Below are 26,912 nucleotides of genomic sequence, written 5' to 3' on the forward strand. Positions count from 1 at the left end.
TGTAAGCTGCAACAGCTAAAGGCCAATTCGAAAGCTCATGTCATATACATCACGCAGGAATAACTCAGAATTTTCACAAAAAATCTTATGACGTTACGATATCGATAATAAATAATATCTGCTGCAAATTTTATATTAGGTAGCACCAATGGATACGATACTATTACAATTCTCATCTGCAATTATAAAATCAAACAGCTGTGTGAGCCCAGAAACCATTCAAAGTAAGGTCAAAGCTGTTAAATACGCTTATTCCGCCGATGGTTCAAAAATTCCATATTATAGAGGAAACGAAGAAGGAGCCATTAAGTCTTCAGATTGTATTAAACGTTTCCTTAGAAAAGTTTTGGCGGCTCAGAGCTCTAGAAAGATGCTATCTGAAGGAAAAGTATTTAAACAATTAAATATTGACTTACCTCCACTACAACCAGGGCGCAAAGCTTCATTTGCAACACTCGAACACGTTGATAACGTATCTCGCAATTATCTAGCACAGATAAAGTACGAAACTCCAAATCTAACCACTCAGGAACGGGAATTACTCAAAAGGGTGCTAGATACAGAATTATGGTTTAGGCATCAGAGCAACTCAAATTTTGCTACACAGACAATTATGTCTTTCGATATGTTGAAATCAATTGGTATAGTTACTGGAAAGAACACATATTCAATGGATGAGGAAAAGTTAGGAAATCAAGACTTTGTTTTTTTTGGCGTTGAGTTTTCCGATGATGAATCTCAACTTCCACTCAATACGGCACATACACAGTTCGACTTTGGTGCTAATGCCTATATAACAAAACAACCTTTCACACACGGATATCTCACATTAACCGATCATTTCCATAACAAAGTTCCACCCGCACGTCGGCATGAACATCAAGCATTTATCCAACAATTTGGGGTAGTGAGAAACGAAGTAGAGCGAACAATACATGGTACAAAAGGCCAAAATGATGTGCCTATGTATAACACTAGAGATATGAAGCTTGCTTTAGGACTGCACCTTATTAATTTCTTGAGAAATAGCAAAGACGACAAGTTTAAACGATTTGTACTGAATGAGAATCTAGACAGTAGAGGATTAGACCGAGTCATCAATTTTGTATTTCAGCCAGAATTCCATGCTCCACGGATGGTTAATATAGGAAAATTCAGAAAAGTTAATTTACGAAAAATGGAGCTGAAAGAGGCTATAAGAGCATCCAATATTAAAGAAATGGCTATTTATATAAAAAGCAAAGATGATGCATGTAAAGCGATGAGGATTGCTATAGTAAACTCCAAACCAGATATTGTTGAATATTTATTTTCAAAATTCAACTTTACTAAAGCCGATGTCAGTAAAATGACTATTTTATCTGAGGATATAGAATATTTACTAAGCAAGGATTCTGCTAGCCATAAAATACTGGAAATATTTTTAGAACGTGGATTAGTCGATCCTAACCGTAAATTCAAACAACTAAACTATGGCATGACTATGTTAGATAACGCGATACAAAACTCAAATAAAGAGATGATAAAAATATTAAGAAAGTATGGTGCGAAGCCAGGGAAATTAAAATCCCCCTGGTATTCACTGGTTATTGTTAACGCTTTCAAGTTATAAATAGATTTGCTAATTATTCTTGAAGTTTCGCTTCCAAGATCTTCATGTCACACACTCAAAAATAATGAGAAATAGTCAGATAACGCGTGCGGATATGTTCAATCAATAATCTGACTTTATTCGGAGGCTGGCGTGTAAACGGATAAACCGCGTAAATGCCTAGTTTTTTGCCAACCTGTTCAGGGAAAATATCAACCAACTGACCGTTGCGAAAATCGTGATAGACCAAACAACGCGGGACATAAGCGATACCGTGACCACCTAAGGCGGCTTTTCTTAGTGCGGTCGCATTATCGGTTGAAAAGCTCCCGGCTACTCTGACGATATAATTCCCTTTATGACCTTTAAACTCCCATTCGCTTGCGCCCGTGGTTTGATAAGCGTATTGCAAACAATTGTGGCTCGTTAAGTCTTCCGGTTTTAATGGTTTACCATTTTTAGCGATGTAAGACGGAGAGGCACAAACGACCCATTGTGAGTCTAAAATATGGCGCGCTATCAGGCTTGAATCTTCCAAGTAACCTGTGCGGATCACTAAGTCAAAACCGCCTTCAACCAAATCGACAAAACGGTTGTCGAGCGACATATCGACCGTCAACCCAGGGTGAGAATTACAAAATTCCGCCACCGCATCAGCCAAAATCAGATCACCTGATATCGTAGGTACTGACATTTTTATATGACCACTGACGTTTTCACCAAATCCGGCCACCGCATCCATAGCTTCTTGAGTGGCGAGCTTCACATTTTTCGCACCATGTAATAGTGCTTTGCCCGCTTCGGTCAGAGTTAATTTACGCGTCGTTCGATATAATAACTGTACGCCTAACTCTTCTTCCAAACGAGCAATTCTTTTACTAACCACTGAATTTGTAAGACTATTTTGTTCTGCAACCTTACTAAAACTCCCTAGTTCCATCACTTGTGAAAATAAGATTAAGTCATCTGCTCGCATTCTATTATGCCAATTTTGGAATTAATTATTTTCATTATTTCCCTATATCCAAAAAAAAGAAAGGAGTAAATTCACGCCAAATTAACAAAAAAATCACAAATATAATAATTCAGCTACCCGTTATTGATGGATAAGTAGCACCAAACCCTACAGGACACCTGCTCTTCTATTAGCACATAACACTAAGAGCAAACTTTACGAGGAAGTATCCATGAGTGAAACAGTACTAGCCTTAATTGCCTTTTCCCCCATTGTGGTGGCGGCAATTCTATTAGTTGGCCTTAACTGGCCAGCTAAAAAAGCCATGCCGGTGGCCTTTGGCTTAACCGTTGTTATTGCCCTAACAAGTTGGGATATGTCAGCCAACCGAGTTCTGGCATCGATTTTTCAAGGGTTCGGTATCACCGTTTCCGTGCTCTGGATTGTGTTTGGCGCGATCTTCTTACTCAACACTTTGAAACACACCGGAGCCATCACCACCATTCGTAACGGTTTTACCGATGTCTCGGCGGATCGCCGTGTGCAAGCTATTATTATTGCCTGGTGTTTCGGCTCTTTCATTGAGGGCGCATCCGGTTTTGGTACACCAGCAGCAATTGCTGCGCCACTTTTAGTTGCGATTGGCTTTCCTGCCCTGGCAGCAGTTTTGATGGGTATGATGATCCAATCCACTCCCGTTTCTTTTGGTGCGGTTGGAACACCGATTATCGTCGGAGTAAACAAAGGGTTAGATACGCACAATATCAGCGAAGCATTACTCGCTAACGGTTCGAACTGGGATGCCTATTTGCAACAGATAACCTCCAGTGTGGCGTTAATACACGCAGGCGTCGGCACACTGATGCCAGTGTTAATGGCGATGATGTTGACGCGCTTTTTCGGTAAAAACAAAAGCTGGACTGAGGGGTTAGATATTCTGCCATTTGCCATTTTCTCTGGTTTGGCTTTTACCGTTCCTTACGCACTCACGGGTGTATTTCTTGGTCCAGAATTCCCATCGCTCATTGGTGGGTTAGTCGGCCTGTCTTTGGTCGTCACCGCAGCCAAAAAAGGCTTCCTCGTGCCTAAGTCACAGTGGGATTTTCCTGAAGAAAAATCATGGCCAGCAGAATGGTTAGGCTCTCTTAAAATCGATGTAGAAGAGATAAAAAACAAACCGATGAGCTTAGCACTGGCGTGGGCACCGTATGTATTACTGGCTGTCGTGTTGGTTGCCAGCCGAGTCAGTACTGAATTTAAATCGTTCCTCACTGGCATTAGCCTTTCCTTTGCGAACATTTTGGGTGAAACAGGCATCAGCACTGCAATTCAACCACTGTATTTACCTGGTGGGATATTAGTCTTTGTCGCATTGCTGGCGGTTATTTTGCAATCTCGCAACGCGATGCCTTTAGTCAAAGCTTTCGGTGAATCAAGTAAAACCTTAATTGGCGCAGGCTTTGTATTGGTGTTCACTATCCCTATGGTGCGTATTTTTATTAACTCTGGCGTCAATGGTTCCGACCTCGCAAGTATGCCTGTCACCACGGCTAATTTTGCGGCAGGCTTGGTGGGCGAAGCTTTCCCTGCATTGAGTGCGACTGTTGGTGCACTTGGTGCATTTATCGCAGGTTCAAATACGGTTTCCAATATGATGTTCAGCCAATTCCAATTTGAAGTAGCACAAACGCTCTCTATATCTAGTGTTGTGGTTGTCGCGTTACAAGCGGTTGGAGCTGCGGCAGGTAACATGATTGCGATCCACAACGTAGTCGCCGCTTCTGCCACCGTCGGTTTGCTTGGGCGTGAAGGTGCAACACTGCGCAAAACCATTATCCCGACTTTCTACTATCTTGTGATGACGGGCGTGATCGGTTTAGTGGTGATTTACGGTTTTAACATGACCGATGTGTTAATGACCAAGTAAGTATCAACTTCATCACTTATAAAAAATGCAGAGCAGACCTCAGTGTCTGCCCTGCTTAAATTAGGATTCGATTTATGATCATTTCAGCCTCTACTGATTATCGCGCTGCCGCCCAAGCAAAGCTGCCTCCTTTTCTATTTCACTATATCGATGGTGGTTCTTACGGTGAGCACACACTAACACGCAACACAGCCGATTTAGCGGAGATCGCACTTCGTCAGCGTGTACTCAACGATATGTCGGAGCTCAGTTTAGACACCGAGCTATTTGGTGAACCACTAGCGATGCCGATCGCCCTTGCTCCTGTTGGCTTAACCGGCATGTATGCTCGCCGTGGTGAAGTGCAAGCAGCGCGTGCAGCGGAAAATAAAGGTATCCCATTTACCCTTTCTACGGTTTCTGTTTGTCCGATAGAAGAAGTCTCTGATGCTCTTGCACGCCCTATTTGGTTTCAGTTATATGTACTCAAAGATCGCGGTTTTATGAAGAACGTCCTAGAACGCGCCAAAGCTGCTGGGGTTAAAAACTTGGTATTTACCGTTGATATGCCAGTTCCCGGTGCGCGTTACCGTGATATGCATTCAGGCATGAGTGGCCAAAATGCGGCAATGCGCCGTATGTTTCAAGCGATGAAGCACCCAAGCTGGGGGTGGGATGTTGGTCTGATGGGGAAACCGCACGATTTAGGTAACATCTCGACTTATCGCGGCACGCCAACTAAATTGGAAGACTATATTGGTTGGCTAGGGGACAATTTTGACCCGTCAATTTCATGGAAAGATTTAGAATGGATCCGTGATTTCTGGGAGGGTCCAATGATCATCAAAGGTATTTTAGATACAGAAGATGCCAAAGATGCGGTGCGTTTTGGCGCAGACGGTATCATCGTCTCGAACCATGGCGGACGTCAGTTAGATGGCGTACTTTCCACCGCCAAAGCCCTGCCTTCTATCGCTGATGCCGTAAAGGGAGACCTTAAAATTCTCGTTGATTCTGGTATTCGTTCCGGGCTTGATGTGGTGCGTATGCTCGCCCTCGGCGCGGACTGCACGCTACTTGGTCGCTCGTTCGTTTACGCATTAGCGGCGCAAGGCCAGCAAGGGGTAGAGAACTTACTTGATTTGTATGAGAAAGAGATGCGCGTTGCGATGACCTTAACTGGGGCAAAAACCATCGCTGATTTATCACGTGACTCCCTCGTTAAGCTTTAGGCTCATTCATCGAATACCACAAAAAAGGAAGCAGTTATGGCGCAATCGTATTCCAACTATCAGCAACTCGAAAAGAGGCTCGCGACTATGATCGAGCCAGAGCGTATCATCACTCAGCAGGCTAAGCGCCTTGCTTATGGCACTGACGCCAGTTTCTATCGTCTGATACCGAAGATTGTGTTGCGTTTAAAAAATCTCGATGAAGTGATTTTTGCCATTCAAAGCTGCCGAGAATTGGCCATCCATTGCACCTTTCGCGCTGCGGGTACTAGTTTATCTGGCCAAGCAGTATCGGATTCAGTGTTGATTACTCTCACTGACGATTGGCGCGCTCATTACATCCATGACGATGGTAAAAAAATCACGCTACAACCTGGAGTCATTGGCGCTGATGCCAACAAATATCTCGCCCCTTTTCAGCGTAAAATAGGCCCTGATCCTGCCTCCATCAACACCTGTAAAATCGGCGGTATTGCTGCCAATAACGCCAGTGGCATGTGCTGCGGCACCGCGCAAAATTCTTACCGCACCGTCGATAGCATGAAAATCGTATTCGCGGATGGTGTAGTGCTCGATACAGCAAGCCCTGAGAGCATAGCCGCATTTAAAACAGCCAAACCCGAATTAATTGAAGGCATTGCACAACTTCATGCTCAAACGGCACAAAACCCTGAACTATCACAGCGTATTCGGCACAAATACCGTCTTAAGAACACCACGGGCTACGCACTCAATGCCTTAGTGGATTACTCAGACCCCATTGAAGTAATTGAACATTTGATGATTGGTTCTGAAGGAACTCTCGGCTTTATTGCCGAAATCACCTACCACACCGTGGTTGAACACGCATATAAAGCTTCGGCTTTGTTGGTGTTTTCCGACATTGAACAGGCCAGTCAAGCGGTCACCACCCTTTCTAAAACACCTGTGGCAGCAGTGGAAATGATGGATGGCCGTGCCATGCGCTCAGTGGCCGACAAAGCTGGCATGCCTGCATTCATTGCAACATTAGATGTGGAAGCTGCCTCACTGTTGATTGAGTCTCACGCCAGCGATGAAAACACACTTCACAGGCAATGTGACGCAGTAATGGCGGCGCTGAGTGACTATAAAATCATCGAATCGGTGCCTTTTACCTCCGAAGCAAAAACCGTTGCTACCCTGTGGGGAATTCGCAAAGGCATGTTCCCAGCCGTTGGCGCTGTTCGCGAAGTAGGTACGACAGTGATCATTGAAGATGTTGCCTTTCCCGTTGAAAACCTAGCCAATGGTGTGCGTGATTTACAAGCCTTGTTTGATCAATACCACTACAAAGAAGCGATCATTTTTGGCCATGCATTAGAAGGCAATTTGCATTTTGTTTTCACGCAAGGTTTCGATAGCCAAAGTGAAATCGACCGTTATGGCGCATTTATGGATGATGTTGCCGAATTAGTCGCGGTGAAATATCAGGGCTCGCTCAAAGCAGAACACGGTACTGGTCGTAATATGGCACCTTATGTGGAATTAGAATGGGGCAAAGATGGTTATGCTCTGATGCAACAAATTAAAACACTGTTTGACCCACAAGGGCTACTCAACCCTGGCGTGATCATTAACGACGACCCGCATTCTCATTTATCTAACCTCAAACCGATGCCAGCAGCGGATGAGCTCATTGATCGCTGTATAGAGTGTGGATTTTGTGAACCAGTGTGCCCTTCGCGCACGCTGACTCTTTCACCTCGTCAACGCATTGTCTTATATCGAGAACTACAGCGCCGCCACGCACAAGGTGAAACAGTGGAAGCATCTGAGCTTGAGAAAACCTTTGAATACCAAGGGCTTGATACATGCGCCGCAACCGGTTTATGTGCAGAGCGCTGCCCGGTGGGTATCAACACGGGTGACTTGGTGAAAAAGCTGCGCAGTGCAAAATATCAAAAATTTGTCCCAATTGCCAAATGGACAGCGGAACATTTTGCCACCACCACAGCGCTCACAAAAGCGGGTTTGAAGGCCAACCAAGTGGCGACAAAAATGCTGGGGAAAAACATTGTTGGTGGCGCGACCAATGGCTTACGCACATTGACCAAAGGAAAAACTCCGATTTGGTATCCAGAGCTACCACAAGCGAACACACAACAGCTTGATATTGCGGTCGAAAACCTGCCACGCCGCGAGAAAAAAGTGGTCTACATGCCTTCATGCGCTAGCCGAAATATGGGCCAACAAACCAGTGCTGGCGATCAACGACCACTAACCGAAGTCACGTTATCGTTGCTCAACAAAGCGGGTTATGAGGTCATTCTACCAAGCGAGCTCAGTAGCCAATGTTGTGGCATGCCCTATGACAGTAAAGGGATGAATGAACTCGCACAATCAAAAGCAGAGCAATTAGAAGCAGTATTGTGGCAAGCCAGTCAGCAAGGACAATACCCAATATTGATGGACACGAGCCCGTGTGCAAAACGCAGTATTGAACACTTTACTAAGCCACTTGAGGTATTAGAACCAACTGGATTCGCTAGTAAATATCTGTTGCAACACCTCGCCATTACGCCAAGAGAAGAGACAGTTATGCTGCATGTTACTTGCAGCTCGCGGCGTATGGGCTTAGAGGCCGCGATGCTGACACTAACCAAGGCGTGCGTCAGTGAGGTTCTTGTGCCAGAACATATTCAGTGCTGCGGCTGGGCGGGCGATAAAGGCTTTACCACACCAGAGCTTAACGCCGCTGCCGTTCACCCATTGAAAGAACAAGTTCCCCCTCATTGCCAACGTGGATTTAGCAACAGTCGAACCTGCGAAATTGGGCTTTCCCACCATAGCGGCATTCCGTATCAATCTATTTTATATTTGCTGGATGAGGTAGCAAGGCCACGCTGAATATGAAATATAATGATATTAAAATAACAGGGAGATAATATTCACCCTGTTATTAATATATTAACCAAAATATTTCTATTGTCTAATAGCTAAAAATCATCAATTGTATTTTTCTTACCATTGATAATAAAAGAGCGATCTTTACTTACCCTTTCCTTGTCGTATGGTGGTAAACAGATAAACTCAGTTCTAACAATTGGAGCATCTTGTTCAACATCTATAGTCCAGTATTTATAAGCGAGCTGTGGCCTTATCGTTAGAATATTGTCAGTGGCTGGCACAGAAAGTATATCCACGACTCCAGAAATAGTGAACTCTTCTCCAGGTTGTACAACTTCTGGTGTGATCTCAAGCGATGAATACGGAGAATGTGCGCTATTTTGAGCATTGTCTCTGTTAGTCCAGACTTGTGGATATCCAAGCACCCAAGTATTTGAAGATAAATTTTGAAACGTCACTGACATGACCAACATGGGATCTGATGAAAAATCAAATTTATCTGTAGTATATGCCGAATATCTACCATTTCCCGAAGGATATGAATAAACCATTTCAGTTGGGCAACCCTGCAAGAGTAGTTCTTGTTCTAAAGCAGAAGAGTAAACGACACTTGAAAAAAGGGCTAATACAGGCAGCACGAGTAACATACTTTTAATCATTGGATATTCCTTGTTATATTGTTATTTTGCGAAGAGACTTCACAACGAGCCGCATTAAATATCAACCAAATGGCATATGCAACTGATACGCTGCCATGTTAAATAAATAAGTATGTTTTAAATTTTCAATTTGCGATCCCCTGTGTCACTAAATATTTTAAGAATGGCAATAATTAAGCTTTCTATACCCAAACAACTTGAAGTAAGAAGAAAAAGAATAAGGTCTCAATGAGAGGAAATAACCGAATCTGCCGACTAATTTCGACACAGTAGCCAATAACCCAAAGATGCCACTAAAATAGATACCGGGCTCGCCCCCCCCCCCAAGGTTTTGGCACTTTGTTTGCTACTTCTTCGCTCATAAAAGAACCAATCGGCTTATTGGGTTTCTGAAAAGCTGCATCTTGTCTGTCAACGCGAGTTTGCGCCACCAATGAAATTACTGGGCGTGAAATCTCACGGCGTAGCAGTTCATTGGCTAACGTCTTTTGAAGCATGTAACCGATCGCACCCTGAGTATCACCTACTGCATAATCAACCGGTACAGGATCCACTTCATGCTCAGCCAATTCTGAACGACGCAAGAGGACGTGTTAACAACAAAAAAAGTGAGAAAATTAACTCTGATAAATCAATTTTTTTGATGAATCATCAACATGACCTATACAGCATCACACTTCCACTATTAAAGACTACTAATAACAAGCCCCTTTTCGGGGCTTGTTAGATTGTGGCTCAATTGTTGATTATACTTGGCTAGAAGCTCGCCCCTCATTACTTTAAGGCTAGCACAAGCATTACTTAGATTTTAAGAATTGTTTACGATACTCGGCTAGAAGATCGTTCCTCATTACTTTAAGGTTAGCACAAGCCGTAATTAGTTCTTTTTTTTCTGAGGCTGGTAGTTCGTGGTAACTTAATAGTTTTTCCATTTCGAGAACCAAATCTCTCGTTGCATAGAAATTTCTAGTTACATTATTATCCATTGCTTTGTGGCTCTTCTTCATACCTTCAAGGTTGCGCTGCTGCCTAGCTCTTTGAGCCTTCAAATCTACGAGACGTACTTTCGAATTACCTAGCGCCACCTTGGACCCAGAATCCTCCTGACCTTGCAACTGAGCAATATTTTTTTCTGTTGATAAGATTGTCTTGTCTAGTGACTTGATTTCACTGCATTGATTTGCTATTTCGTCTTTTAGATCAAACAACTCCGGCGAACTATATGCTAGCCCCGGCGCTTTATCTTTATATTTTTCATTACCCATGTGCCAAAGTATATAGTTTTCAGCCTTAGTTCTCAATGCTTGAGAGTTAGCTTCTAATTTTAATGCGCGTTTATTCAAATTATTAGGTGCATTAGTAGATTCGAATTTTCTCTGATTATTATTGATATCCTGTGTTTTTGCTTTTTCTGACCATTTATTATAATCACCCTTAACTGCTTGTGTTAATGCCATTTTATTTTTATTAGATCCGCAATAAACAAAATTCTTTATTTTCCTAAGTTTTTCTGATTCATTGCTTTTTTCTAAATTACGAAATTGATCAACAGTTTTCACCTTGCTTAGTAGTTTACTTGCTTCCCGCAGCTCTTTTGTTGATACACTACCAGTTGATCCACTACAAGTTTTAAATAAAGCAGACAAAACGTTCATTATTATACTCCTCAAAGAAAATGTAACCAACAAGATTATCACTAATGTTTTCAGTTTGATCATCTGATTTTTCATGAAAAAACAGATACGCGGACATGTTAATTATTCTTTAATGTTTAGTGACGTTAGAAGAAAACGTTAAAAAAACCAACTATGTGAGACTATAAAAATTGACGTGCATTGTGCTTACCATGCATAAAATAATTGTGTGGGCTGCTTATGCTCAACCATGGCTTTTTTAATTAATAGACCTTGGTCTAAATGGCCTTTAATACGGTGATGAGGAATATAGCCAATACCATGTTTGATCATATTAATGGCTGTGGTTAGCTCTGGCGCGTAAATCACTTTTTGCCCCGTTAATGACAAAGTGTCTTGCGGGGAAATATGCTGTGACGTATCGCGCACTACAACCACCGGGTAACTGCGCAGCGCTTCGGTGGTCAACATACCTACATGGCTTTGTCCAACCACGAAATCCCAGGCAAAACTGCCTGAATTAGCAATAATATGAATGATATTTAGGAGTTATTTTGATAAAGACATAATCAATATAAGGTTAAAAATTATAAATAATAGTTTAACTCAATCATGGAACGTTTGTTGAGTAATTTTACATTAGTCAATCCAACCTACCCAATAAATATGCAACAATACCAAAAATGTGGAGTAACAATATTTCATATAAATTCTAGTGACATACCTTTCGACTTTAAACGAAAATAATAAGATTAATATTGATCATGGGTGATATTTATGTGTCCATCTGCTATTTCTTCAATAAGCAATAGTATCAATCCAACTATAGGCAATGACCATCTCAGACCTCCAGCTGGCGGTAAAAATCATTTACCAAAAAAGATACGGCATATAAAAACTGTTCAGGAAAAATCTGAAATCAATGCCAACAAAATTATAAATAAAATACTTACCAAAGCAAAAGAGGAAAAATTAGATCCTGACCTTTATATAGAAAAAAAACTAAAATCGGAATTAAATCCAGAAATTAAACAATTATTACAACAACTATATACAGAACTGGATAAGCAGGATGAATATCAGTCAAAATTGGTCAAGCTAACGACATCACATCCTAATTTAAAAAGAAACATACAACCTGTTAGAATTAGATGTCAGAAACCGGATAGTGTGGCCGAGAATAATAGCTCTATCGGTTCGAAAACTGAACCATCAATGATTGAAATTCAGGTTGCTAATGATGGACTCTGTTTTTTTAGAGCCATTCTTGTTGATAAAACTCAGTGTCCGGATTACGCCAATGCGCAAAAAACTGATGTTCAGGAGATAGAAGGCTTAATCAAAGGCTCTCTTAATACTGAGCTAGAAACCGCGCTAAAAACAGCGTTGTCTAGTTCAACCTCAATCAGACCATCGCTAATACACTCTAAGAGTGATGAAGAAGTCATCACTTTATTAAATAATAATCTGGCAAAATGGTATTCAGGAACAGCCCTAGCTCTGTTATTTGATCAATCAGCCAATGAAAACGATTTTAACGAGTTTAATGTTTTTTCAGACGCCATCTTTACGTGTTTAAATACTCAATTCGATACCAATAACTTAGTTCATCATAGCGGGAATCACTATAACGTAAAGATTCGTAAGCCTATTGAAAACGCAGTACTGTAGTTGTATTAAGCAGGAGATAAATGGTGTACGTGTAGCGTTTTTTACTTATACCCAAACCACTTGAAGTGGTATACACGTACACCAATGGTTTACCACATCAAATCATCAGGAACGACGAAATCAGCATATGGGTCATCTTCTTCAGGAAGGGATTCATCCGCGGTTTTATTTTCGATGATACTGTCTTCATCTCGCATAAAGATTTTGTCTGCCACCACTCCAGGAATAACTGCGTAACTCTCTTCATAGCGTGCAATAGCCAGAATGCCTTTACTTAGTTGGTCACGAACTAATGAGTCAACATACAGTGACTTAACCAACTTACCATCAACAAAGTTGTATTTGATCTCACCATTTTTAAGATCCAACTTGTTCATTTCAATCAGCTGTTTTACTTGTGCTTGAATTTCTTTGCTCAATAGCTGTTCTTTCTGCTGTTTGTTGAGCACTTTGTCGCGCTGTTGCTGTTCAATTTTTTTCGCTTCAACCGCTGCTTTCACTTCACGTGCTTGCACGCGAGATTTTTTAGAGCTCTTTTTTGCCTTACTGAGTTTTTTGGCGTTTACCAAACCCGCTTTTAGCATTTGCTCTTGTAGAGATAAAGTTGCCATGATCAATCCAAGTCAATTATTTACCCGTCAGTTTAACGTTTCATGCGTTGCGAATAAAGCAGTCGATGTATCTAAGTCTGTGGCTTCATAGTCCAACTGATAATAACGACAAACAATGCGCAAACCACCAGTGTTGCTCCTAGATGCTGAGCAGCACCTACCAGCGCCAAGCCTAAACCGATAAGAAGGTAATACAACAGACCAAACCACGCACCAGCCGAACCTACTTGCGCTTTGTAGTTCTTTAAAGCTTGGCTAAGTATATTAGGAATACCAATACCAAACCCCATTACGATCAACATCATAGGCAATAAAAACAGAAGGCTGTCGTCCAGCAGGCAAACACCTATCGCCCCACACAATGACATGCTTGCCGCTATTTGTAGCAATATTGGTTGAGAGGCATCCATATCAAGTAGTTTCTTATTGAGTAGGCTACCTAATAATGTCCCTAACGCTAATATCGCACCACTGTAACCAAATATTTGTGGCCCAAAGCCTAACTTTTCAAACAGAAAAGGCCCCTGCAGATAGTATGAGAACAAGAGGATATTAAAACCAGCAACCAGCAGCGCATTACGCCAAATCTTAGTATCAAAAAACATGACTGTTACTAATGCTAAAACTTTGGGTTTGCGAGTATTCTTTGGTTGAGTTTCAGCTAAAGCCACTAAACACGTTAACCATAAAATAACAGCCAACATACTAAGCACCATAAAAACGGCTTGGTAGCCACCCCACTCAGCTAATAAACCACCAGCAGCCATACCCAAAACTGGACTAATCGATAACCCAATACCCATATAGGAGAAGACTTTTGCCAGTGATGCCCCTTCGAAACAGTCACGCAGCATAGTTTGTGTCACCACTGAACCAACTGCGATGCCAAAAGCACTGATGGCGCGCAGTACCATTAGGTACTCAAATTGTTGCGTTTGCATCGCGCCAAAAGCTGCCAGAGCATAAATCGCAATACCTAACATCATGGTTGTTCGACGACCAAGATGATCCGATACGATTCCCCAAGTCACAACCCCTAGCGCAAAAGCAGTAAAGTAGACGGATAAGGTTTGGCTGGCGACTGCAATCGGCACACTAAAGCCACGAGCAATATCAGGCAGCGCAGGGCTATAGATTGTTTCAACAATCTGCGGGAACATCATTAGAATGACCATCAGGCCAATGGAAGGCGACGTTTTCATTTTTGTTTTTCTCGTTTTAATCAAAGTTGGGCAGAGTTTACGCAGCTTTGTTATAGTCCCAATAACATAACTAAGACAAAAAACAGTAGGATTCAGACATGGCACTGATTAATGAGTCGACTCATTTCGATGCCGACTCCTTAGCGACGGATGTGGTTGGTATCGCAGCACGCATTGGTAAACACGATTCTGGTATGCATAAACACCAAAAGGCGCAATTACTTTATGCTCCAATAGGGTGTATGAACATTGTGCTGGATGGACAGCTTTGTGTGTTGCCTCCCACACGCGCCGCGTGGATCCCTTCAGGTGTGACGCATTGTGCAAAAATGAATAATGTGGTCGAGTATCGGTCACTCTATTTTGATGAATTAAAAACTCCACGACTGAGCGACAGAGTAAAAATCATTGCCGTCACACCACTGTTGCAAGCACTGATTGAGCGCATGTCAATGTGGCCATGGGATAAACCGAGCGGTGAAATGAAAAACACATGTGCTCTATTTTTTGAAGAGTTAGCAGCGGCACAAGAAGAGCATTTATCGCTGCCAACGCCACTTGACAGCAGGTTAAGCCGCTGGCTAAACATTTTTGTTAAAGGTGAGAGCGTTGCGCCAAGTTTGAATGAACTCAGCCAACATATCGGTGCCAGCAGTAAAACCATTACACGAATTTTCCTTAAAGATACCGGCATGCCATATCAAGACTGGCGTCAGCAATGGCGACTGTTGAAAGCCATTGAGCTACTTGCTCAAGGCCTTCAAGTTAATGATGTCGCCCACCAATTGGAGTTTTCTAGCGATAGCGCGTTTATTGCCTTTTTCAAAAAACAAACCGGCCGCACTCCGCTAAAATACTTAACTGCCAGTACTTGTTGCTAACCTTATTGATCACCGTTTCGCTATTGGCAATATTTAGCGATTAGCAAAAAAGCTTTGTCTGAATTCATAGCGCTTCTGAGCGACATGCTGCGACCATTGCTCTGCTGTAAGAGAGGAAAATTGCGTTTTTCTTTGTTCTGACAATGTGTCATTTAACTGCACCAAAGCTTGCTGGTAGCTTTCTATCTGCTGCGCCTGCACCTTTTCTTCAACTTGACGTTGTACGATTTCACCTCTTTCTTGTTCATTTAAATAAAACTCGGCAAGGCGCTGTTGCAGCTCCCCACGTTGCTCTAACGAAAAATGCTCAGGGATCAGTCGCAGCGCTTGTTCATAACGAGCATTGTTAGTGGAAAGTGAGAAACTATCCCACTGATTTTCATACTGCGTCAGTCGCTGAGTGATATGCTGTGATGCTTCTTCAACAGAAGAATACCCTACGCTTTCATCTTGCAGTTGAGCTAAGTCGTAATAGGCGTATTGATCGGCAAACAGAATGTCAGCTTGTTGTCCCCACACTTGTTGATCAATCGCTTTCACATTAGCAATTTTTTCACCTAACTCTTTATTTTGACTCATAAAGCCCTCGCCAAAAAGAGCATCACGTTGCGTTTGTTTTTGCCAATAGGTTGCAACTAATTCAAACCGTTCTGGCGATAAATTTCCCTGAAGTTGATTCAATTGCAACTCGCAGTTTTGCTGATGACGACATCGTTGCCAAAACTGCTCTATATTCTGCCTCAGCACCCTTCCCTGCGCGGTTTTCAGGTATTCCTCTAGCTGACTCACAGGGTCAGAAGCGTCATTGCCACCTTTGGACAATAGTAATGCTTCATCTTGGTTTTGTGAGGATAGAGCCTTCGTCAAAGACGCTTTGGTTTCACTTAACTGCACTTGAGAAACCACTGCTCGAACTGGCACAACCACAGAATGCTCCGGCTTTATCCACCAGTAACTTGCGCTACCCACTAGGGCAACGCAAGTCAATAACCATGCATGACGCATTTAACGAATCTCCGCTTGCACAGGGAAGTGATCCGACAAGTTATAGTGCTGCCACAAACGTTTATCTGTCGTTCTTGGCACTAAGACTGTATTGAGGTTCTGCTCACTCGGTTGGGCAAATTCTTTACTAACAACAACATAATCGAGATATTCCACATTACCATCACCTGATGATGGCTTGCCTGCAAAATCATTAATGCGAGGATCAAAGGTTGATTCAGTGTACCCTGCATAGCTTGGCTCGGTAACCGCAAGATTAGTCAGCATACTTTGGTAGTCATCTGCAAATTTTCGTTTGTTGACATTGAAGTCACCACCATAAATAACCGTATCGCTAGGCGGAATAGCAAGAGATTGGGCAAAACTTCGCATCTGCTTAAATTGACGCTGACGATAATGACGAGCAGTATCCGTATCAAAAGCGGCAGTATGAGTGGCAAATAAGTGATAAGCCTTACCATTTTTTATGATCTCAGCATAGTTAACACCTTTGTCGGCAAAGCAATCGGTTCCTGAGCAATCTGGAAACGCATATTGCCCTTGATTGACGATCGGGTAACGGCTGACGATGGTCACACCACCGTCATAAATATTCACACCGGGTTTATTCAGCATTTTAGTTTGGTATGGATACTCTTTCGCAAGGTCACGTAAAAATGCGTCTCGCCCTGAGGCAAAGACCTCTTGTAACATTATCGCATCATACCCTTTGACATACTCAGGAATAACGGAAAAACGGTCAGAGATGTGCGATGCAACAACGGGTAACGCCCATACGTTGTAAGTCATCACTTTGAGTGCATTAGCATCTGCATCAGGTTTTTCATCAATTTTAGTCGGCGTTATGGTGTAGTAAATATCATCATATCTTGCTGTACGCGCTGATTTAAAGGCAAGCTCAGCTGACTGGGTAGTCAATTCCTCCGTTTGGTAACGATGAATATTGCGGTCATCTTGCCAGTGCAACGAAACGTCTTGTGCTTGCACACCATATTCCATTGACGAGTTATACCAATGGCCTTTGACCTTCTGCTGTAATGAAAAGACTTGACCTTGTGGTAGAGTTACCTTGGTCTCAAATTGATAGGTTTTTCCAGAGCGAACCCCTTTCCAGCGGTTAAAACTGAGCACCATTTTCGTTTCCCACGGTGCAAGAGTTTCAATGTGCTGTTGCCATTCGCGACCAAGCTGTAATTTGTCTGTCCCTGTATGTTTGACATGAATTGACATTGGCATATCAGAGTTATTGGTTAAATAGACATCCGTATCCGCAAAAGAAACTTGAGAGACAAGAACTAACCCAACCAACAACAGCGTACGATTTATTATTTTCATGCGACCATCCTTTGTTTGATTAAAATACAAATGTAACCATCAGCATGTTAAACATTCATTGAATTAATACGATATTTTATGTAATTAGATGGATATCACCTAAAAATTCGAAAATAATGATATGTCACTAATTACAGCTACACCGCCATTATTTGATGAAGAAGGACTGATTAATTTTAAAATGCGATTGGAGTGAGCAATGAATCGGGGAAAAATAGGGAAGCTCACCTGATATCGATATGGCTAACCTTCTGTGTTCATCATCTTTAATCAACAAAACGAGTTTCTCCCTTATCAATTCTCATTTTCTCGGTATACTGCCCATCCAAAATATTTAAGGGATCAGTTTGTGGTGAGTGAGATGTCTGTGATCATTGGTTTATGTAACCCGAAAAGCCCGACCAATGTGGGTGGAGTAATGCGAGCAGCAGGGTGTTACCAAGCCTGCGCGGTACGTTATAGCGGCGAACGCTATGATCGCGCGGTGAAGTTTCAAACCGATACTAAAAATGTCAAAAACAGATTACCGCTCACGGCAATGGAAGACATCACGCTAGATTTACCCAGTGACATGAAAATCGTGTGTGTCGAGCTGGCCGAAGGAGCAACGCCCTTACCTGAATTTATTCATCCAGATAAAGCTATTTATGTCTTCGGCCCAGAAGATGGCTCTATTTCGCAAGCCATCGTCAACAAAGCCAGTGATGTGGTTTATGTGCCGACGATCGGTTGCATGAATTTAGCCGCAAGCGTTAACGTATTGCTTTATGACCGATTAGCCAAAGCCAATCTCGATATTGACCATAGCGAACGTATCATTAAGAGCAGAGATGTGAAGAACCGCTTGAAATTTCAACGCGATTAATCTCTCGCCCATTCGTGACGAACCCCATTGTTTTGTTTATCGAAATAGTGGGGGTTAAGTTGCATAAATTGGTCTTTTATTAGCATTGCCGTATCCCAACTGGCGATATCAGCATGCAGTTCAAAGTTATCAACCGTTAAGGTGAATGTCGGCGGTTTTTTCCATACCTGCCTATACAGTTGCGTTTTGCCATCGCCACTGCACACAAATGCGATAGAGTGAGTCGGCCCATTTTTCTCGGTTAAGTGGGCGGGTTGTGATGCATTTGGCTGGCATTCTTGCTCACGAATAACCACGACTTCAAATTTGTTATCGATCGTCGTATGAGCAAACACGGCGACTTTTTGGCTGATATCTACTCGACGTAAAAGCAATTGGTTGGTGTCATGCGTACGAGCAATTTGTGCACCAAAACCTGCGGGGCTAAAGTGATACCAACTCCAATCGATGTCCATATTCAAATAATGGAGATCACGATATGCTGAGTACCCAATATAAGCGGCACTCGTAAATACCAATGTCACCATCACCGCTAGCAGCTTGTTCATACAGCGTCTTATTACTGAAAACCAAATTGGTGCTATTCTACCTCATATGATTGCTCAGCCAATCTAAAATCTCGGTCAATTTTTCATCTGGCATATTCAGTAGATGGTCACCAACATACCACTCAATCATACTTTGCTGTGGCAACGCGGTGATTTGTGGGTTGCCAATCCATACACCTTGTTCGCTCGCCAGTTTATCACGCATCGCGACTGCGTTTTCATAACTAACCGGTAGATAAATATGGAACATATTGGCTTGCGGTTGCGTGGGATTAAGCACAAATTGAGGGTAGCGGCTTAAGATTTGATAAACTTGTTGGGTTCGCTCAAACAACTGCGGCATAGCTGCTATTCGCCGTTCAAACTGCATTGCTGCAGAAACAATATACGGGGTGCGATGATAAACATTACCACCTTGGCGTTTCATCCACATACTGGCGCAATCAAGCAATGGTTTATTTCCTAGCAGCATAGAGCCACCTAACCCATTGATGCCTTTATATAAAGAGACATAGACAGAATCAAAGCCTTGCGCTATTTCTTGGTAAGACTTTTGGTAATAAGCAGCGGCTTCCCACAAACGCGCGCCATCCATATGCAAATGTATTTTCTGCTCGTGGCAGTACTCTTTGATTTCCTGTAATTGCTGCCAAGTCGGTAATTGTCCACCAATTTCACGCATTGGCAACTCGTATAGCACAGCGGCAATATCATCTGGCCACTGTTTAAGATCTTTTAAGGTCCATGGACGAAACATGTCGCCAATCGTCAAAATATTAAAACGATTTTGCAGTTGGTAACCCTGTCTTTCATGACGAAAGATATGACTAGACTCATGCATAGCAACAAGAGAATTATTTTTCTGGTCGCACACTAACTGCAACACAGTGGGCTGAGTCATGGTACCGGAGATAACAAACAGCCCCGCTTCAAAACCCAATAATTGGGCAAGTTGTTGCTCGAACTGCTGAATCAATAGGCCTTCACCATACACATCATGCTCAATGTCATTTTCCAAGCACCAAGTCGACATATTTGCAAACAGCTCTGCTGGGCTGGGCTCTCGGTTGCCAGCAATGAAAGTGTGACACTGTTGACGTAATTCTTGGGCCATCTTATTTCCTTATTCTTTTGATATAAATATGGTTAACCACAATAACATCGACGATAGTGAACGCAACCTACACCGCAACCAGTCCCATTGCGGAGTATTTTACCGATAAAAATTTTTCATTATCGATAGATAGACTTTGTTGATTCTCGAACAATTAAATCAATCGGGGGCAGCCGCGCATCATGCTTTTCCCCACTGAGTAAGTTAAGTATGGAATGCGCGCACACAGCGCCGATTTCCTCTATAGGTTGACGTAACGTCGTTAGTGCTGGGGTAAAGTATTGCGATACCGGTAAATCGTCAAATCCTATCACCGAAACATCTTCAGGCACTCTCAAACCGTGATCAGTCAAGGCTTTAATGGCTCCATAAGCCGTTTGATCGTTGGCGGCAAAAATGGCGGAAAAATGTATTTTCGATTGCAGTAATTCAGCGGTTTTTTCATAGCCAGTTTCTGAACTAAAATCACCTTGCTTAACCAGCTTGGGCATCGGTTTAATACCCGCTTCTCGCAGTGCTTTTTTATACCCGTCGAAGCGAGCGGTCGAGTCAGGTTGATTCGACAACCCTTTAATATGCGCAATATTGACGTGCCCTTGCTGCAATAAGTGCAACGTTGCTATATAGCCACCGAGCACATTGTCGACATTGATACAGCGAACGTTATTACCAACAATATGGTGCCCAACCGCAATAATAGGAATGGATTCTGAATATTTTAGTATTTGCTCACTTTTCAAACTGCCAGTGACAATGATCATGCCATCAACATGGCTTCGAGTGAGGTATTCAATTGCATGAACTTCTAATTTTTTTTGCCACTGTCCCGTTGCTATCAACATTGAGTAACCCTTCGCCATCAACACTTTTTCCATATCGTTCAAAATACGGCTGGTATGGGGGCTTTCTGCATGCTGCACTAAAACACCGATGGTCATCGAACGTTTATTTTTATGTCGCTGAATGGAGTAATTGGGTTTATACCCCAGCGCCTTTATCGCCTGCTCAATATTCTGACTTTTCTCGTCTGATACATAAGTGGTGCGATTTAAATAACGAGAAACGGAGCTGGCAGACACACTGGCAAGTTTAGCAACATCATAAACGGTCGGTGCTTTTTTAGATTTGGTCATGATAATAAGCTCTAAAGGGTAATTCCTTCTCGTCAACGAGAAGGAATTAATAGTTCTATCTATAGCGTATCCCAACAGATGTTGGCGAGCACGAACTTACACTCTCCATGTGTGAATAATGAGAAGGGCGTGTCGAGATGGCTAAAACTTAGCCCTTGTTGTGAAAAATGCGTACATGGAATACGGACATGGACAAAGGTTTCACTTTCGACTGTGAAATATTCACTGACATCCACTTTTAGCAGATTGTCAATGTCACCCATACGCCCTGGAACAGCCGAACGTTGCACAGCCAGATACATAGGCTCACTCGCCGCGTTCAGCACCTTAATTTCAAAACTGATCACGCCTTGCTCATTATCATAATGGCTGAAATCTTCGGCATGCCCTAATCCAGTTTGCGCGTAGACCATAGATCCACCGCCCATCATGTCTATCTCAACCGCATCTTGTTGCTGTTGGTAGTTGTATGGTCTGGTGTTTAATGTGCTGAGTTTCATTACATTATTGCGCGAAACATCGGTACCCATCCAATGATCGGCATCTGAAACCTTAAGCTGATAATCACCAATGGTTGCCATGATGCCATAGAGATGCTCGGCATGCGTTGCTCGCGTTTTAGCTTCGGTTGGGTCGATATCCAGATCAAGGTTATCCAGATCGCGAGTCTGCTTTTTGTCACTGTAGTCAAGCCCATAACCATATCCAAATAACGGAGCGTGTTCTCCCAATGGCGACTGTTCGCACTCTGGCACTACATAATTGGGAATATGTCGAGGAATACGGTTTACGCACGCACTGCGCTTTTTATTTGGCCAACTGAACGATAACGTACCGGTAAAATCATAGTTCGCTTCACCGTCAGCATTCGCTATCAATACATCAGTAATACCCCGCCCTTCACTACCGGGTAGAAACGCAGCGACAAACGCTTCAGACAAGGCAATTTCTTCATTAACAAACAGCGGGCGACCACTAAAGAATATCGAGACGACTTTCACACCACGTTGATACAGCGCTTTAATTTTTTCACTGTCAGCGCGGTAGCTGCGTTTTAATGTCGAAAACTCTAACGATTGCCACGCTTTAATGTCACCCATCATTTCAGAATAGGGGTCCTCACCAAACACCACCAACGCGATATCTCCGGCTTGGTATTCACTGGTCAGTTCTGGATCGTAGCATACATTTTGCTGACCCAATTCCGCCTCTAACGCCATTTTCACCGTGGTTGCACCAGGAAAATCCGCTAAGCAGTTTTCATCACCCTGCCAAGTTAAATTCCATCCACCAGACTGTTTTTGTAAGTCATTAGCACCACTGCCCGTCAGGAATATTTTGCGACCACGTTTTAGTGGCAAAATAGATCCCTTATTTTTCAAAAGCACCATAGATTGACGTACTGCTTGACGCGCAATAGCGCGATGTTCTGCACTGCCAATGAGTGATTGATTTCCAGCTAAAGCACGCGCAGAGGGATGAGGTTTATGCCATAATCCAGCACGCATTTTTACCCGCAAAATGCGAGTAACAGCATCATCAATGCGGCTTATGCTAATCACACCGCTTTTAGCATCGCTTACCGCTTGATGATAAACCGACTGCCAGTGTTCGCGGATCGGAATCATCAAAATATCATTGCCCGCGTTGATCGCGTAAGTCGCATTGCCGTCGGTGCATTTGCTGATTTCAGAATGACCATGCCAGTCGGTCACTACCAATCCATCAAAGCCCATTTTGTCTTTAAGAACGTCTGTCAGTAAGTACTTACTGCCGTGGATCTTAAAATTGTAATCACTTTGTGTTTGCGGTGAGTGGTCGTAGTTCGCCGCATTGTCCCAAGTATTAAAAGAAGACATCACCACTTGCGCGCCCGCATTTAAGCCACTGAAGTAGCCCATAGCGTGAATATTACACAATAAATCTTCACTGTAGATATTAGTCCCACGGTCAACACCGTTGATTGTGCCGCCGTCACCAACCCAATGTTTCACATTCGAGATCACATGATGCTCACCTTGCAGATCAACTGCATCACCTTGTAAACCGACCACCATTTCACTGGCGTAAGCATAGGTAACTTCAGGGTCTTCCGAATACCCTTCATATACGCGGCCCCAACGTAAATCACGTGGCGTTGCAACCGTTGGAGCGAACGTCCAATCGATGCCCGTTGCTGCAATTTCTATCGCGGTAATACGACCGATTTTACGAATAAGAGCGGTATCGCGCGCGCAACCAAGGCCGATATTATGCGGAAATACAGTGGCACCATACACGTTATTATGACCGTGAACCGCATCCGTTCCCCACATAAAGGGAATATTGAATGGACGTCCTGCAAACGCTTTTTGCGCAGCAAACCAATATTCATCGGCTTTAGCAACCCACTCACTAGCAGGTGCATGTTTGTTATTATTCGGCCATGAGCCACCGCCATTCAATACCGTGCCTATTTTGTATTGAATGATCTCTTGAGCAGTGATATCGCGAATTTCTGGCTGAATCATTTGGCCGATTTTTTCTTCCAGGGTCATTAAACTGACAATTCTTGCGACTTCTTGCTCGATGGCAGGGTTGCTTTTAATCGCCGATTCAATTTTTGGCCAAGTATCAAAATAAGGAGCTTTGCTGATTGTTGTCATCGCCTTTACCTCTATTAAAAACTAGCCAATGAGTTTTCACTCAAGGCATCAAAGAGGTGAATTGCATCCAAATCGAGGTAAAGCGTAACATCACTCACATCCAGTTCCGCCGCCTGAGTTTCAACCATCAAAGGTTGGTCTGCAATTTGTGTTTTTAGCAAAATGCTCGCACCCAGTAGCTCTTTATCTTTAATTTTGACCGGAATTGGCAACACGCGATCGTGATTCACTTGCTCGGCTCGTAGATGAATATCAGTTGGACGAACGCCAAAATGCAGTGCAAGGTTTTTTGATGCATGCGCTTTGAAACGCTCTGGCAACGGGATCAGCGTTTCACCAAGTTTGATCAACCACTCGCCATCTTGTTGAACTAATTGCGCATCCAACATGTTCATTGAAGGGTTGCCGATAAACTGCGCAACAAATTTATTCGCAGGGCGTTGAAATACTTCGGTCGGTGTACCAACTTGCGCGACATAGCCATCTTTAAGAATGACGATACGATCAGCTAATGTCATCGCTTCAATTTGGTCATGGGTAACATAAATCGTGGTGGTTTTGAGTTCGCGGTGCAATTGTTTGATCTCCTCACGCATCACCCCACGTAATTTCGCATCAAGGTTAGAAAGCGGCTCGTCAAACAGGAAGACTTTCGGTGTGCGGACCATGGCACGCCCCATCGCCACACGCTGACGCTGCCCACCAGAGAGCTCTTTTGGCTTACGATCAAGTAGTGGATCTAATTCCAACATTTTTGCCGCTTTACGCACTTCAGTATCAATATCTGCTTTTGACATGCCTTTTAGCTTCAGCGCGAACGCAATATTCTCATATACGCTCATGTGCGGGTATAGCGCGTAACTTTGAAACACCATTGCCAGGTCACGGTCTTTGGCATCTATTTTATTCATCAGCTTGTCGCCAACGTAAATATCACCCGATGTGATCGACTCTAAACCCGCCAACATACGTAGTGTGGTCGATTTGCCACAACCAGATGGACCAAGAAACACCACAAATTCGCCATCCTTAACCGTAAAATCAAAGTGCTTCACAACATCCACATTGCCAAATGATTTCTTAATATTCTTAAATTCTACTTTTGCCATGATTTGTTCTCCTTCGTGTGCTGCTCGTTCAGCGAGACTGCTCCAGCACACGCAATTAAATTGTCTATTAAAAGCCGATTAACCTTTTACTGCGCCGGATGTCAGACCGCTGATCATCTGTTTGGAAGCAAACAGATAAATGGTCACCAGTGGCAATATGGAAATGGTGGTGCCGAGCATTACAGCGCCCCATGGCGTATTCGGAATACCTTGCACACTACGTAGTGCTTGAGTAATGACGTAATTTTCTGGCGACGTCAGTACCACTAACGGGTTCATAAAACTGTTCCAAAAGAAAACAAATTGCACGATAGCCAAAGTGGCAAGTGCTGGTTTCATCAAGGGTAAAACCACACTCCAGTAAGTACGAAACTCTCCCGCGCCATCAAGTTTTGCCGCTTCCAACAACTCTTTAGGAATGGATGCCATCACGTGTTGACGCATTAAGAAAATCCCAAACGGAGTGGTCGTAAACGGAAGCCAAACCGCCATGTGGTTATCCATCAAACCCAAGAATTTGACGATCATAAAGTAAGGGATCAAGCTCAATACTGGTGGGATCATCATTGAAGCCACCAACATACCGAACAGGGCGTTTTTACCTTTGAATTTGAATACCGCGAACGCGTATCCTCCCATGCTACAAAATAGCAATGAGATGGTGGTTCCTAAAAATGCAATGTAGATAGAGTTAAACATCGCCTGCCAAAATGGCATGATCTCCAAAAGCTTCGCATAATTGATCGCTAAGCTATCCCCAATAGCAAAACTAATACCCGAACCAAAAATTTCGGTACGGTCGCGGGTAGAAAGCAGTGCCGACCATAGAAATGGGAAGACCGTAATTAACGCTGACACAATCAACACCACGGCCAGCATAGCCATCGCAATTTTGGTGATAATTTCGATACTGCGATCGCTTGGTTTTAAAGCGTGAATCGACATGGTATTACTCCCCTAACCCTTTCTTACCAAAGAAGAAAAATTGAACAGCGGTACACATAGCAATCAATGCAAATAACAACCATGAAATCGCTGAAGCTGTACCCATTTCTAACCATTCCCAACCCACTTTGTAGAGATACATTGAAATCGTTAAACCAGCTTGACCCACACCACCCGTACCACGGGTTAATACAAACGGTTCTTCAAACAGCTGTAAGTTACCGATAATGGTCATGGTGACGGCAAAGAATACAAATGGGCGAATCATAGGCAGGGAGATGTTCCAGAAACGGCGGAAGGCGTTGGCACCATCCATACGTGCCGCTTCTAAGATATCTTTAGGAATTGTCATCAAACCGGTAGTGTAAAGTACGATGTTGAAACCGGTATATTTCCAGAACACCATGATAGCAATAGAAGGTTTTATCATGGTTGCATCATCTAACCAGCGAATAGGTTGATAGTCATTGACCCATGAAAAGGCCCAACCAAGTAGCGAGCTATCGGCTAGTGCCATCAAGCTTTGGTTGATGATGCCAGAATTCGGCGAATACATATTGAAGAAAATGAGTGAAGCCGCCACCGTTGAGGTAATGAACGGTAAGAAATAGGCTGACGTTAACCAGTGACGCAGACGATCACCTAATGACACCAAAATATACGCCACAGGAATAGCCACTAAATGCTGCGCTACACCTGAGGTGATCGCAAGCCATAATGTATTGCTTAGTGAGCGCCATAACCAGGGGTCGGTTAATGCAATTTCATAGTTCTCAAACCCAACGTAACTCATGGCAGCAACCCCCTCGACAGGGTTCCATTCATGAAAAGACAAATACACCGAAAATAGAAGTGGAAACACTCCAAAAACAGAAAAAATAATCAAAAACGGCAATAGGAATCCATACGGTGTAAGCGCTTTCAAACTCAGGCGAGAAAAAAAACTGTGCGCAGATGATGTTTCCATGGCGTTGCTCGTAGCTTGATTCATAGTAACGACCTC

At 43.0% G+C, this 26,912-nt stretch carries 23 protein-coding genes; 7 read left to right on the forward strand and 16 right to left on the reverse strand.

Annotated elements, in window-relative coordinates; translation table 11 throughout:
* Positions 1-148: 148 nt before the first annotated feature.
* Positions 149-1,612, forward strand: a complete 1,464-nt coding sequence (locus HGG78_RS12350) for a T3SS effector OspC family protein (RefSeq protein WP_216835568.1) — start codon at positions 149-151, stop codon at positions 1,610-1,612.
* A gap of 55 nt (positions 1,613-1,667) precedes the next feature.
* Here the strand turns inward: HGG78_RS12350 and HGG78_RS12355 are convergent, their stop codons facing one another.
* Positions 1,668-2,567: a LysR family transcriptional regulator gene (locus HGG78_RS12355; protein ID WP_172533050.1), complete on the reverse strand. Its 900-nt coding sequence runs from the start codon at positions 2,565-2,567 to the stop codon at positions 1,668-1,670.
* 211 nt (positions 2,568-2,778) lie between these two features.
* Here HGG78_RS12355 and HGG78_RS12360 point away from each other — a divergent pair, with 211 nt between their 5' ends.
* From HGG78_RS12360 to HGG78_RS12370, 3 genes are all read left to right on the forward strand, one after another.
* On the forward strand, positions 2,779-4,473 hold the full coding sequence (locus tag HGG78_RS12360; protein ID WP_053311709.1) for an L-lactate permease: 1,695 nt from the start codon (positions 2,779-2,781) through the stop codon (positions 4,471-4,473).
* 74 nt (positions 4,474-4,547) lie between these two features.
* A complete protein-coding gene (gene lldD / locus HGG78_RS12365) occupies positions 4,548-5,684 on the forward strand; it encodes an FMN-dependent L-lactate dehydrogenase LldD (protein ID WP_172533051.1) in 1,137 nt (378 codons plus the stop codon).
* 36 nt (positions 5,685-5,720) lie between these two features.
* Positions 5,721-8,552, forward strand: coding sequence for an FAD-binding and (Fe-S)-binding domain-containing protein (locus HGG78_RS12370; RefSeq protein ID WP_172533052.1), 2,832 nt, complete (start codon positions 5,721-5,723; stop codon positions 8,550-8,552).
* An 89-nt stretch (positions 8,553-8,641) separates the two neighbouring features.
* Here the strand turns inward: HGG78_RS12370 and HGG78_RS12375 are convergent, their stop codons facing one another.
* The 4 genes from HGG78_RS12375 to HGG78_RS12390 form a co-directional block, all read right to left on the reverse strand.
* Positions 8,642-9,211, reverse strand: a complete 570-nt coding sequence (locus HGG78_RS12375) for a hypothetical protein (RefSeq protein ID WP_172533053.1) — start codon at positions 9,209-9,211, stop codon at positions 8,642-8,644.
* Between the two features lie 293 nt (positions 9,212-9,504).
* Positions 9,505-9,795 carry an amino acid kinase family protein gene (locus HGG78_RS12380; RefSeq protein WP_176244804.1) on the reverse strand — a complete coding sequence of 97 codons (291 nt, stop codon included), beginning with the start codon at positions 9,793-9,795 and terminating at the stop codon, positions 9,505-9,507.
* Between the two features lie 213 nt (positions 9,796-10,008).
* Positions 10,009-10,866, reverse strand: a complete 858-nt coding sequence (locus HGG78_RS12385) for a hypothetical protein (RefSeq protein ID WP_172533054.1) — start codon at positions 10,864-10,866, stop codon at positions 10,009-10,011.
* Positions 10,867-11,052: 186 nt separating this feature from the next.
* Positions 11,053-11,316 carry a type 2 periplasmic-binding domain-containing protein gene (locus tag HGG78_RS12390; protein WP_176244805.1) on the reverse strand — a complete coding sequence of 88 codons (264 nt, stop codon included), beginning with the start codon at positions 11,314-11,316 and terminating at the stop codon, positions 11,053-11,055.
* A 306-nt stretch (positions 11,317-11,622) separates the two neighbouring features.
* Here HGG78_RS12390 and HGG78_RS12395 point away from each other — a divergent pair, with 306 nt between their 5' ends.
* Positions 11,623-12,516 carry a hypothetical protein gene (locus HGG78_RS12395; RefSeq protein ID WP_172533055.1) on the forward strand — a complete coding sequence of 298 codons (894 nt, stop codon included), beginning with the start codon at positions 11,623-11,625 and terminating at the stop codon, positions 12,514-12,516.
* Positions 12,517-12,605: 89 nt separating this feature from the next.
* Here HGG78_RS12395 and HGG78_RS12400 read toward each other — a convergent pair whose 3' ends face one another.
* The gene (locus tag HGG78_RS12400) at positions 12,606-13,127 is read right to left on the reverse strand and encodes a DUF2058 domain-containing protein (RefSeq protein ID WP_053311701.1); all 522 of its coding nucleotides are present in this window, start codon (positions 13,125-13,127) and stop codon (positions 12,606-12,608) included.
* Between the two features lie 71 nt (positions 13,128-13,198).
* Positions 13,199-14,329 (reverse strand): multidrug effflux MFS transporter, encoded by a 1,131-nt coding sequence (locus HGG78_RS12405; protein WP_172533056.1) that lies wholly within the window; start codon positions 14,327-14,329, stop codon positions 13,199-13,201.
* 98 nt (positions 14,330-14,427) lie between these two features.
* Between HGG78_RS12405 and HGG78_RS12410 the strand changes: the two genes are divergently transcribed.
* Positions 14,428-15,210, forward strand: coding sequence for an AraC family transcriptional regulator (locus tag HGG78_RS12410; protein WP_172533057.1), 783 nt, complete (start codon positions 14,428-14,430; stop codon positions 15,208-15,210).
* 33 nt (positions 15,211-15,243) lie between these two features.
* Here HGG78_RS12410 and HGG78_RS12415 read toward each other — a convergent pair whose 3' ends face one another.
* Complete coding sequence (locus HGG78_RS12415) at positions 15,244-16,215, reverse strand: hypothetical protein (RefSeq protein WP_053311698.1); 972 nt, start codon at positions 16,213-16,215, stop codon at positions 15,244-15,246.
* Positions 16,216-17,550, reverse strand: coding sequence for a sphingomyelin phosphodiesterase (locus tag HGG78_RS12420; protein WP_172533058.1), 1,335 nt, complete (start codon positions 17,548-17,550; stop codon positions 16,216-16,218).
* A gap of 352 nt (positions 17,551-17,902) precedes the next feature.
* Here HGG78_RS12420 and HGG78_RS12425 point away from each other — a divergent pair, with 352 nt between their 5' ends.
* Positions 17,903-18,415 (forward strand): RNA methyltransferase, encoded by a 513-nt coding sequence (locus HGG78_RS12425; protein WP_338326138.1) that lies wholly within the window; start codon positions 17,903-17,905, stop codon positions 18,413-18,415.
* On the opposite strand, the gene HGG78_RS12430 is transcribed toward HGG78_RS12425, so the two are convergent.
* The 7 genes from HGG78_RS12430 to HGG78_RS12460 all read right to left on the reverse strand — a co-directional run bounded on the left by HGG78_RS12430 (position 18,412) and on the right by HGG78_RS12460 (position 26,900).
* Complete coding sequence (locus HGG78_RS12430) at positions 18,412-18,963, reverse strand: hypothetical protein (protein ID WP_053311696.1); 552 nt, start codon at positions 18,961-18,963, stop codon at positions 18,412-18,414. The genes HGG78_RS12425 and HGG78_RS12430 overlap by 4 nt on opposite strands.
* Positions 18,964-19,000: 37 nt before the next feature.
* Positions 19,001-20,077: a threonine aldolase family protein gene (locus HGG78_RS12435; RefSeq protein WP_168786370.1), complete on the reverse strand. Its 1,077-nt coding sequence runs from the start codon at positions 20,075-20,077 to the stop codon at positions 19,001-19,003.
* Between the two features lie 119 nt (positions 20,078-20,196).
* Complete coding sequence (locus HGG78_RS12440; RefSeq protein WP_172533070.1) at positions 20,197-21,213, reverse strand: substrate-binding domain-containing protein; 1,017 nt, start codon at positions 21,211-21,213, stop codon at positions 20,197-20,199.
* A gap of 56 nt (positions 21,214-21,269) precedes the next feature.
* Positions 21,270-23,855: a glycoside hydrolase family 3 protein gene (locus tag HGG78_RS12445; RefSeq protein ID WP_216835572.1), complete on the reverse strand. Its 2,586-nt coding sequence runs from the start codon at positions 23,853-23,855 to the stop codon at positions 21,270-21,272.
* Positions 23,856-23,869: 14 nt separating this feature from the next.
* Positions 23,870-24,964 carry an ABC transporter ATP-binding protein gene (locus tag HGG78_RS12450; protein WP_053311692.1) on the reverse strand — a complete coding sequence of 365 codons (1,095 nt, stop codon included), beginning with the start codon at positions 24,962-24,964 and terminating at the stop codon, positions 23,870-23,872.
* A gap of 78 nt (positions 24,965-25,042) precedes the next feature.
* On the reverse strand, positions 25,043-25,909 hold the full coding sequence (locus tag HGG78_RS12455; RefSeq protein ID WP_053311691.1) for a carbohydrate ABC transporter permease: 867 nt from the start codon (positions 25,907-25,909) through the stop codon (positions 25,043-25,045).
* A gap of 4 nt (positions 25,910-25,913) precedes the next feature.
* Positions 25,914-26,900, reverse strand: coding sequence for a carbohydrate ABC transporter permease (locus HGG78_RS12460; protein ID WP_172533060.1), 987 nt, complete (start codon positions 26,898-26,900; stop codon positions 25,914-25,916).
* Positions 26,901-26,912 lie beyond the last annotated feature (12 nt).

Origin of the sequence: Vibrio aestuarianus (genome assembly GCF_012395185.1) — a bacterium.
Classification (GTDB): domain Bacteria; phylum Pseudomonadota; class Gammaproteobacteria; order Enterobacterales; family Vibrionaceae; genus Vibrio; species Vibrio aestuarianus.

Excerpts from the sequence above, each read along its gene's own strand:
- HGG78_RS12415 (WP_053311698.1), bottom strand. The coding sequence starts at position 16,215 with ATGCGTCATGCATGGTTATTGACTTGCGTTGCCCTAGTGGGTAGCGCA.
- HGG78_RS12460 (WP_172533060.1), bottom strand. The coding sequence starts at position 26,900 with ATGAATCAAGCTACGAGCAACGCCATGGAAACATCATCTGCGCACAGT.
- HGG78_RS12360 (WP_053311709.1), top strand. The coding sequence starts at position 2,779 with ATGAGTGAAACAGTACTAGCCTTAATTGCCTTTTCCCCCATTGTGGTG.
- HGG78_RS12390 (WP_176244805.1), bottom strand. The coding sequence starts at position 11,316 with ATGTTGACCACCGAAGCGCTGCGCAGTTACCCGGTGGTTGTAGTGCGC.
- HGG78_RS12445 (WP_216835572.1), bottom strand. The coding sequence starts at position 23,855 with ATGACAACAATCAGCAAAGCTCCTTATTTTGATACTTGGCCAAAAATT.
- lldD (WP_172533051.1), top strand. The coding sequence starts at position 4,548 with ATGATCATTTCAGCCTCTACTGATTATCGCGCTGCCGCCCAAGCAAAG.
- HGG78_RS12435 (WP_168786370.1), bottom strand. The coding sequence starts at position 20,077 with ATGGCCCAAGAATTACGTCAACAGTGTCACACTTTCATTGCTGGCAAC.
- HGG78_RS12455 (WP_053311691.1), bottom strand. The coding sequence starts at position 25,909 with ATGTCGATTCACGCTTTAAAACCAAGCGATCGCAGTATCGAAATTATC.
- HGG78_RS12375 (WP_172533053.1), bottom strand. The coding sequence starts at position 9,211 with ATGATTAAAAGTATGTTACTCGTGCTGCCTGTATTAGCCCTTTTTTCA.
- HGG78_RS12385 (WP_172533054.1), bottom strand. The coding sequence starts at position 10,866 with ATGAACGTTTTGTCTGCTTTATTTAAAACTTGTAGTGGATCAACTGGT.
- HGG78_RS12410 (WP_172533057.1), top strand. The coding sequence starts at position 14,428 with ATGGCACTGATTAATGAGTCGACTCATTTCGATGCCGACTCCTTAGCG.
- HGG78_RS12430 (WP_053311696.1), bottom strand. The coding sequence starts at position 18,963 with ATGAACAAGCTGCTAGCGGTGATGGTGACATTGGTATTTACGAGTGCC.
- HGG78_RS12395 (WP_172533055.1), top strand. The coding sequence starts at position 11,623 with ATGTGTCCATCTGCTATTTCTTCAATAAGCAATAGTATCAATCCAACT.
- HGG78_RS12350 (WP_216835568.1), top strand. The coding sequence starts at position 149 with ATGGATACGATACTATTACAATTCTCATCTGCAATTATAAAATCAAAC.
- HGG78_RS12400 (WP_053311701.1), bottom strand. The coding sequence starts at position 13,127 with ATGGCAACTTTATCTCTACAAGAGCAAATGCTAAAAGCGGGTTTGGTA.
- HGG78_RS12405 (WP_172533056.1), bottom strand. The coding sequence starts at position 14,329 with ATGAAAACGTCGCCTTCCATTGGCCTGATGGTCATTCTAATGATGTTC.
- HGG78_RS12450 (WP_053311692.1), bottom strand. The coding sequence starts at position 24,964 with ATGGCAAAAGTAGAATTTAAGAATATTAAGAAATCATTTGGCAATGTG.
- HGG78_RS12355 (WP_172533050.1), bottom strand. The coding sequence starts at position 2,567 with ATGCGAGCAGATGACTTAATCTTATTTTCACAAGTGATGGAACTAGGG.
- HGG78_RS12370 (WP_172533052.1), top strand. The coding sequence starts at position 5,721 with ATGGCGCAATCGTATTCCAACTATCAGCAACTCGAAAAGAGGCTCGCG.
- HGG78_RS12420 (WP_172533058.1), bottom strand. The coding sequence starts at position 17,550 with ATGAAAATAATAAATCGTACGCTGTTGTTGGTTGGGTTAGTTCTTGTC.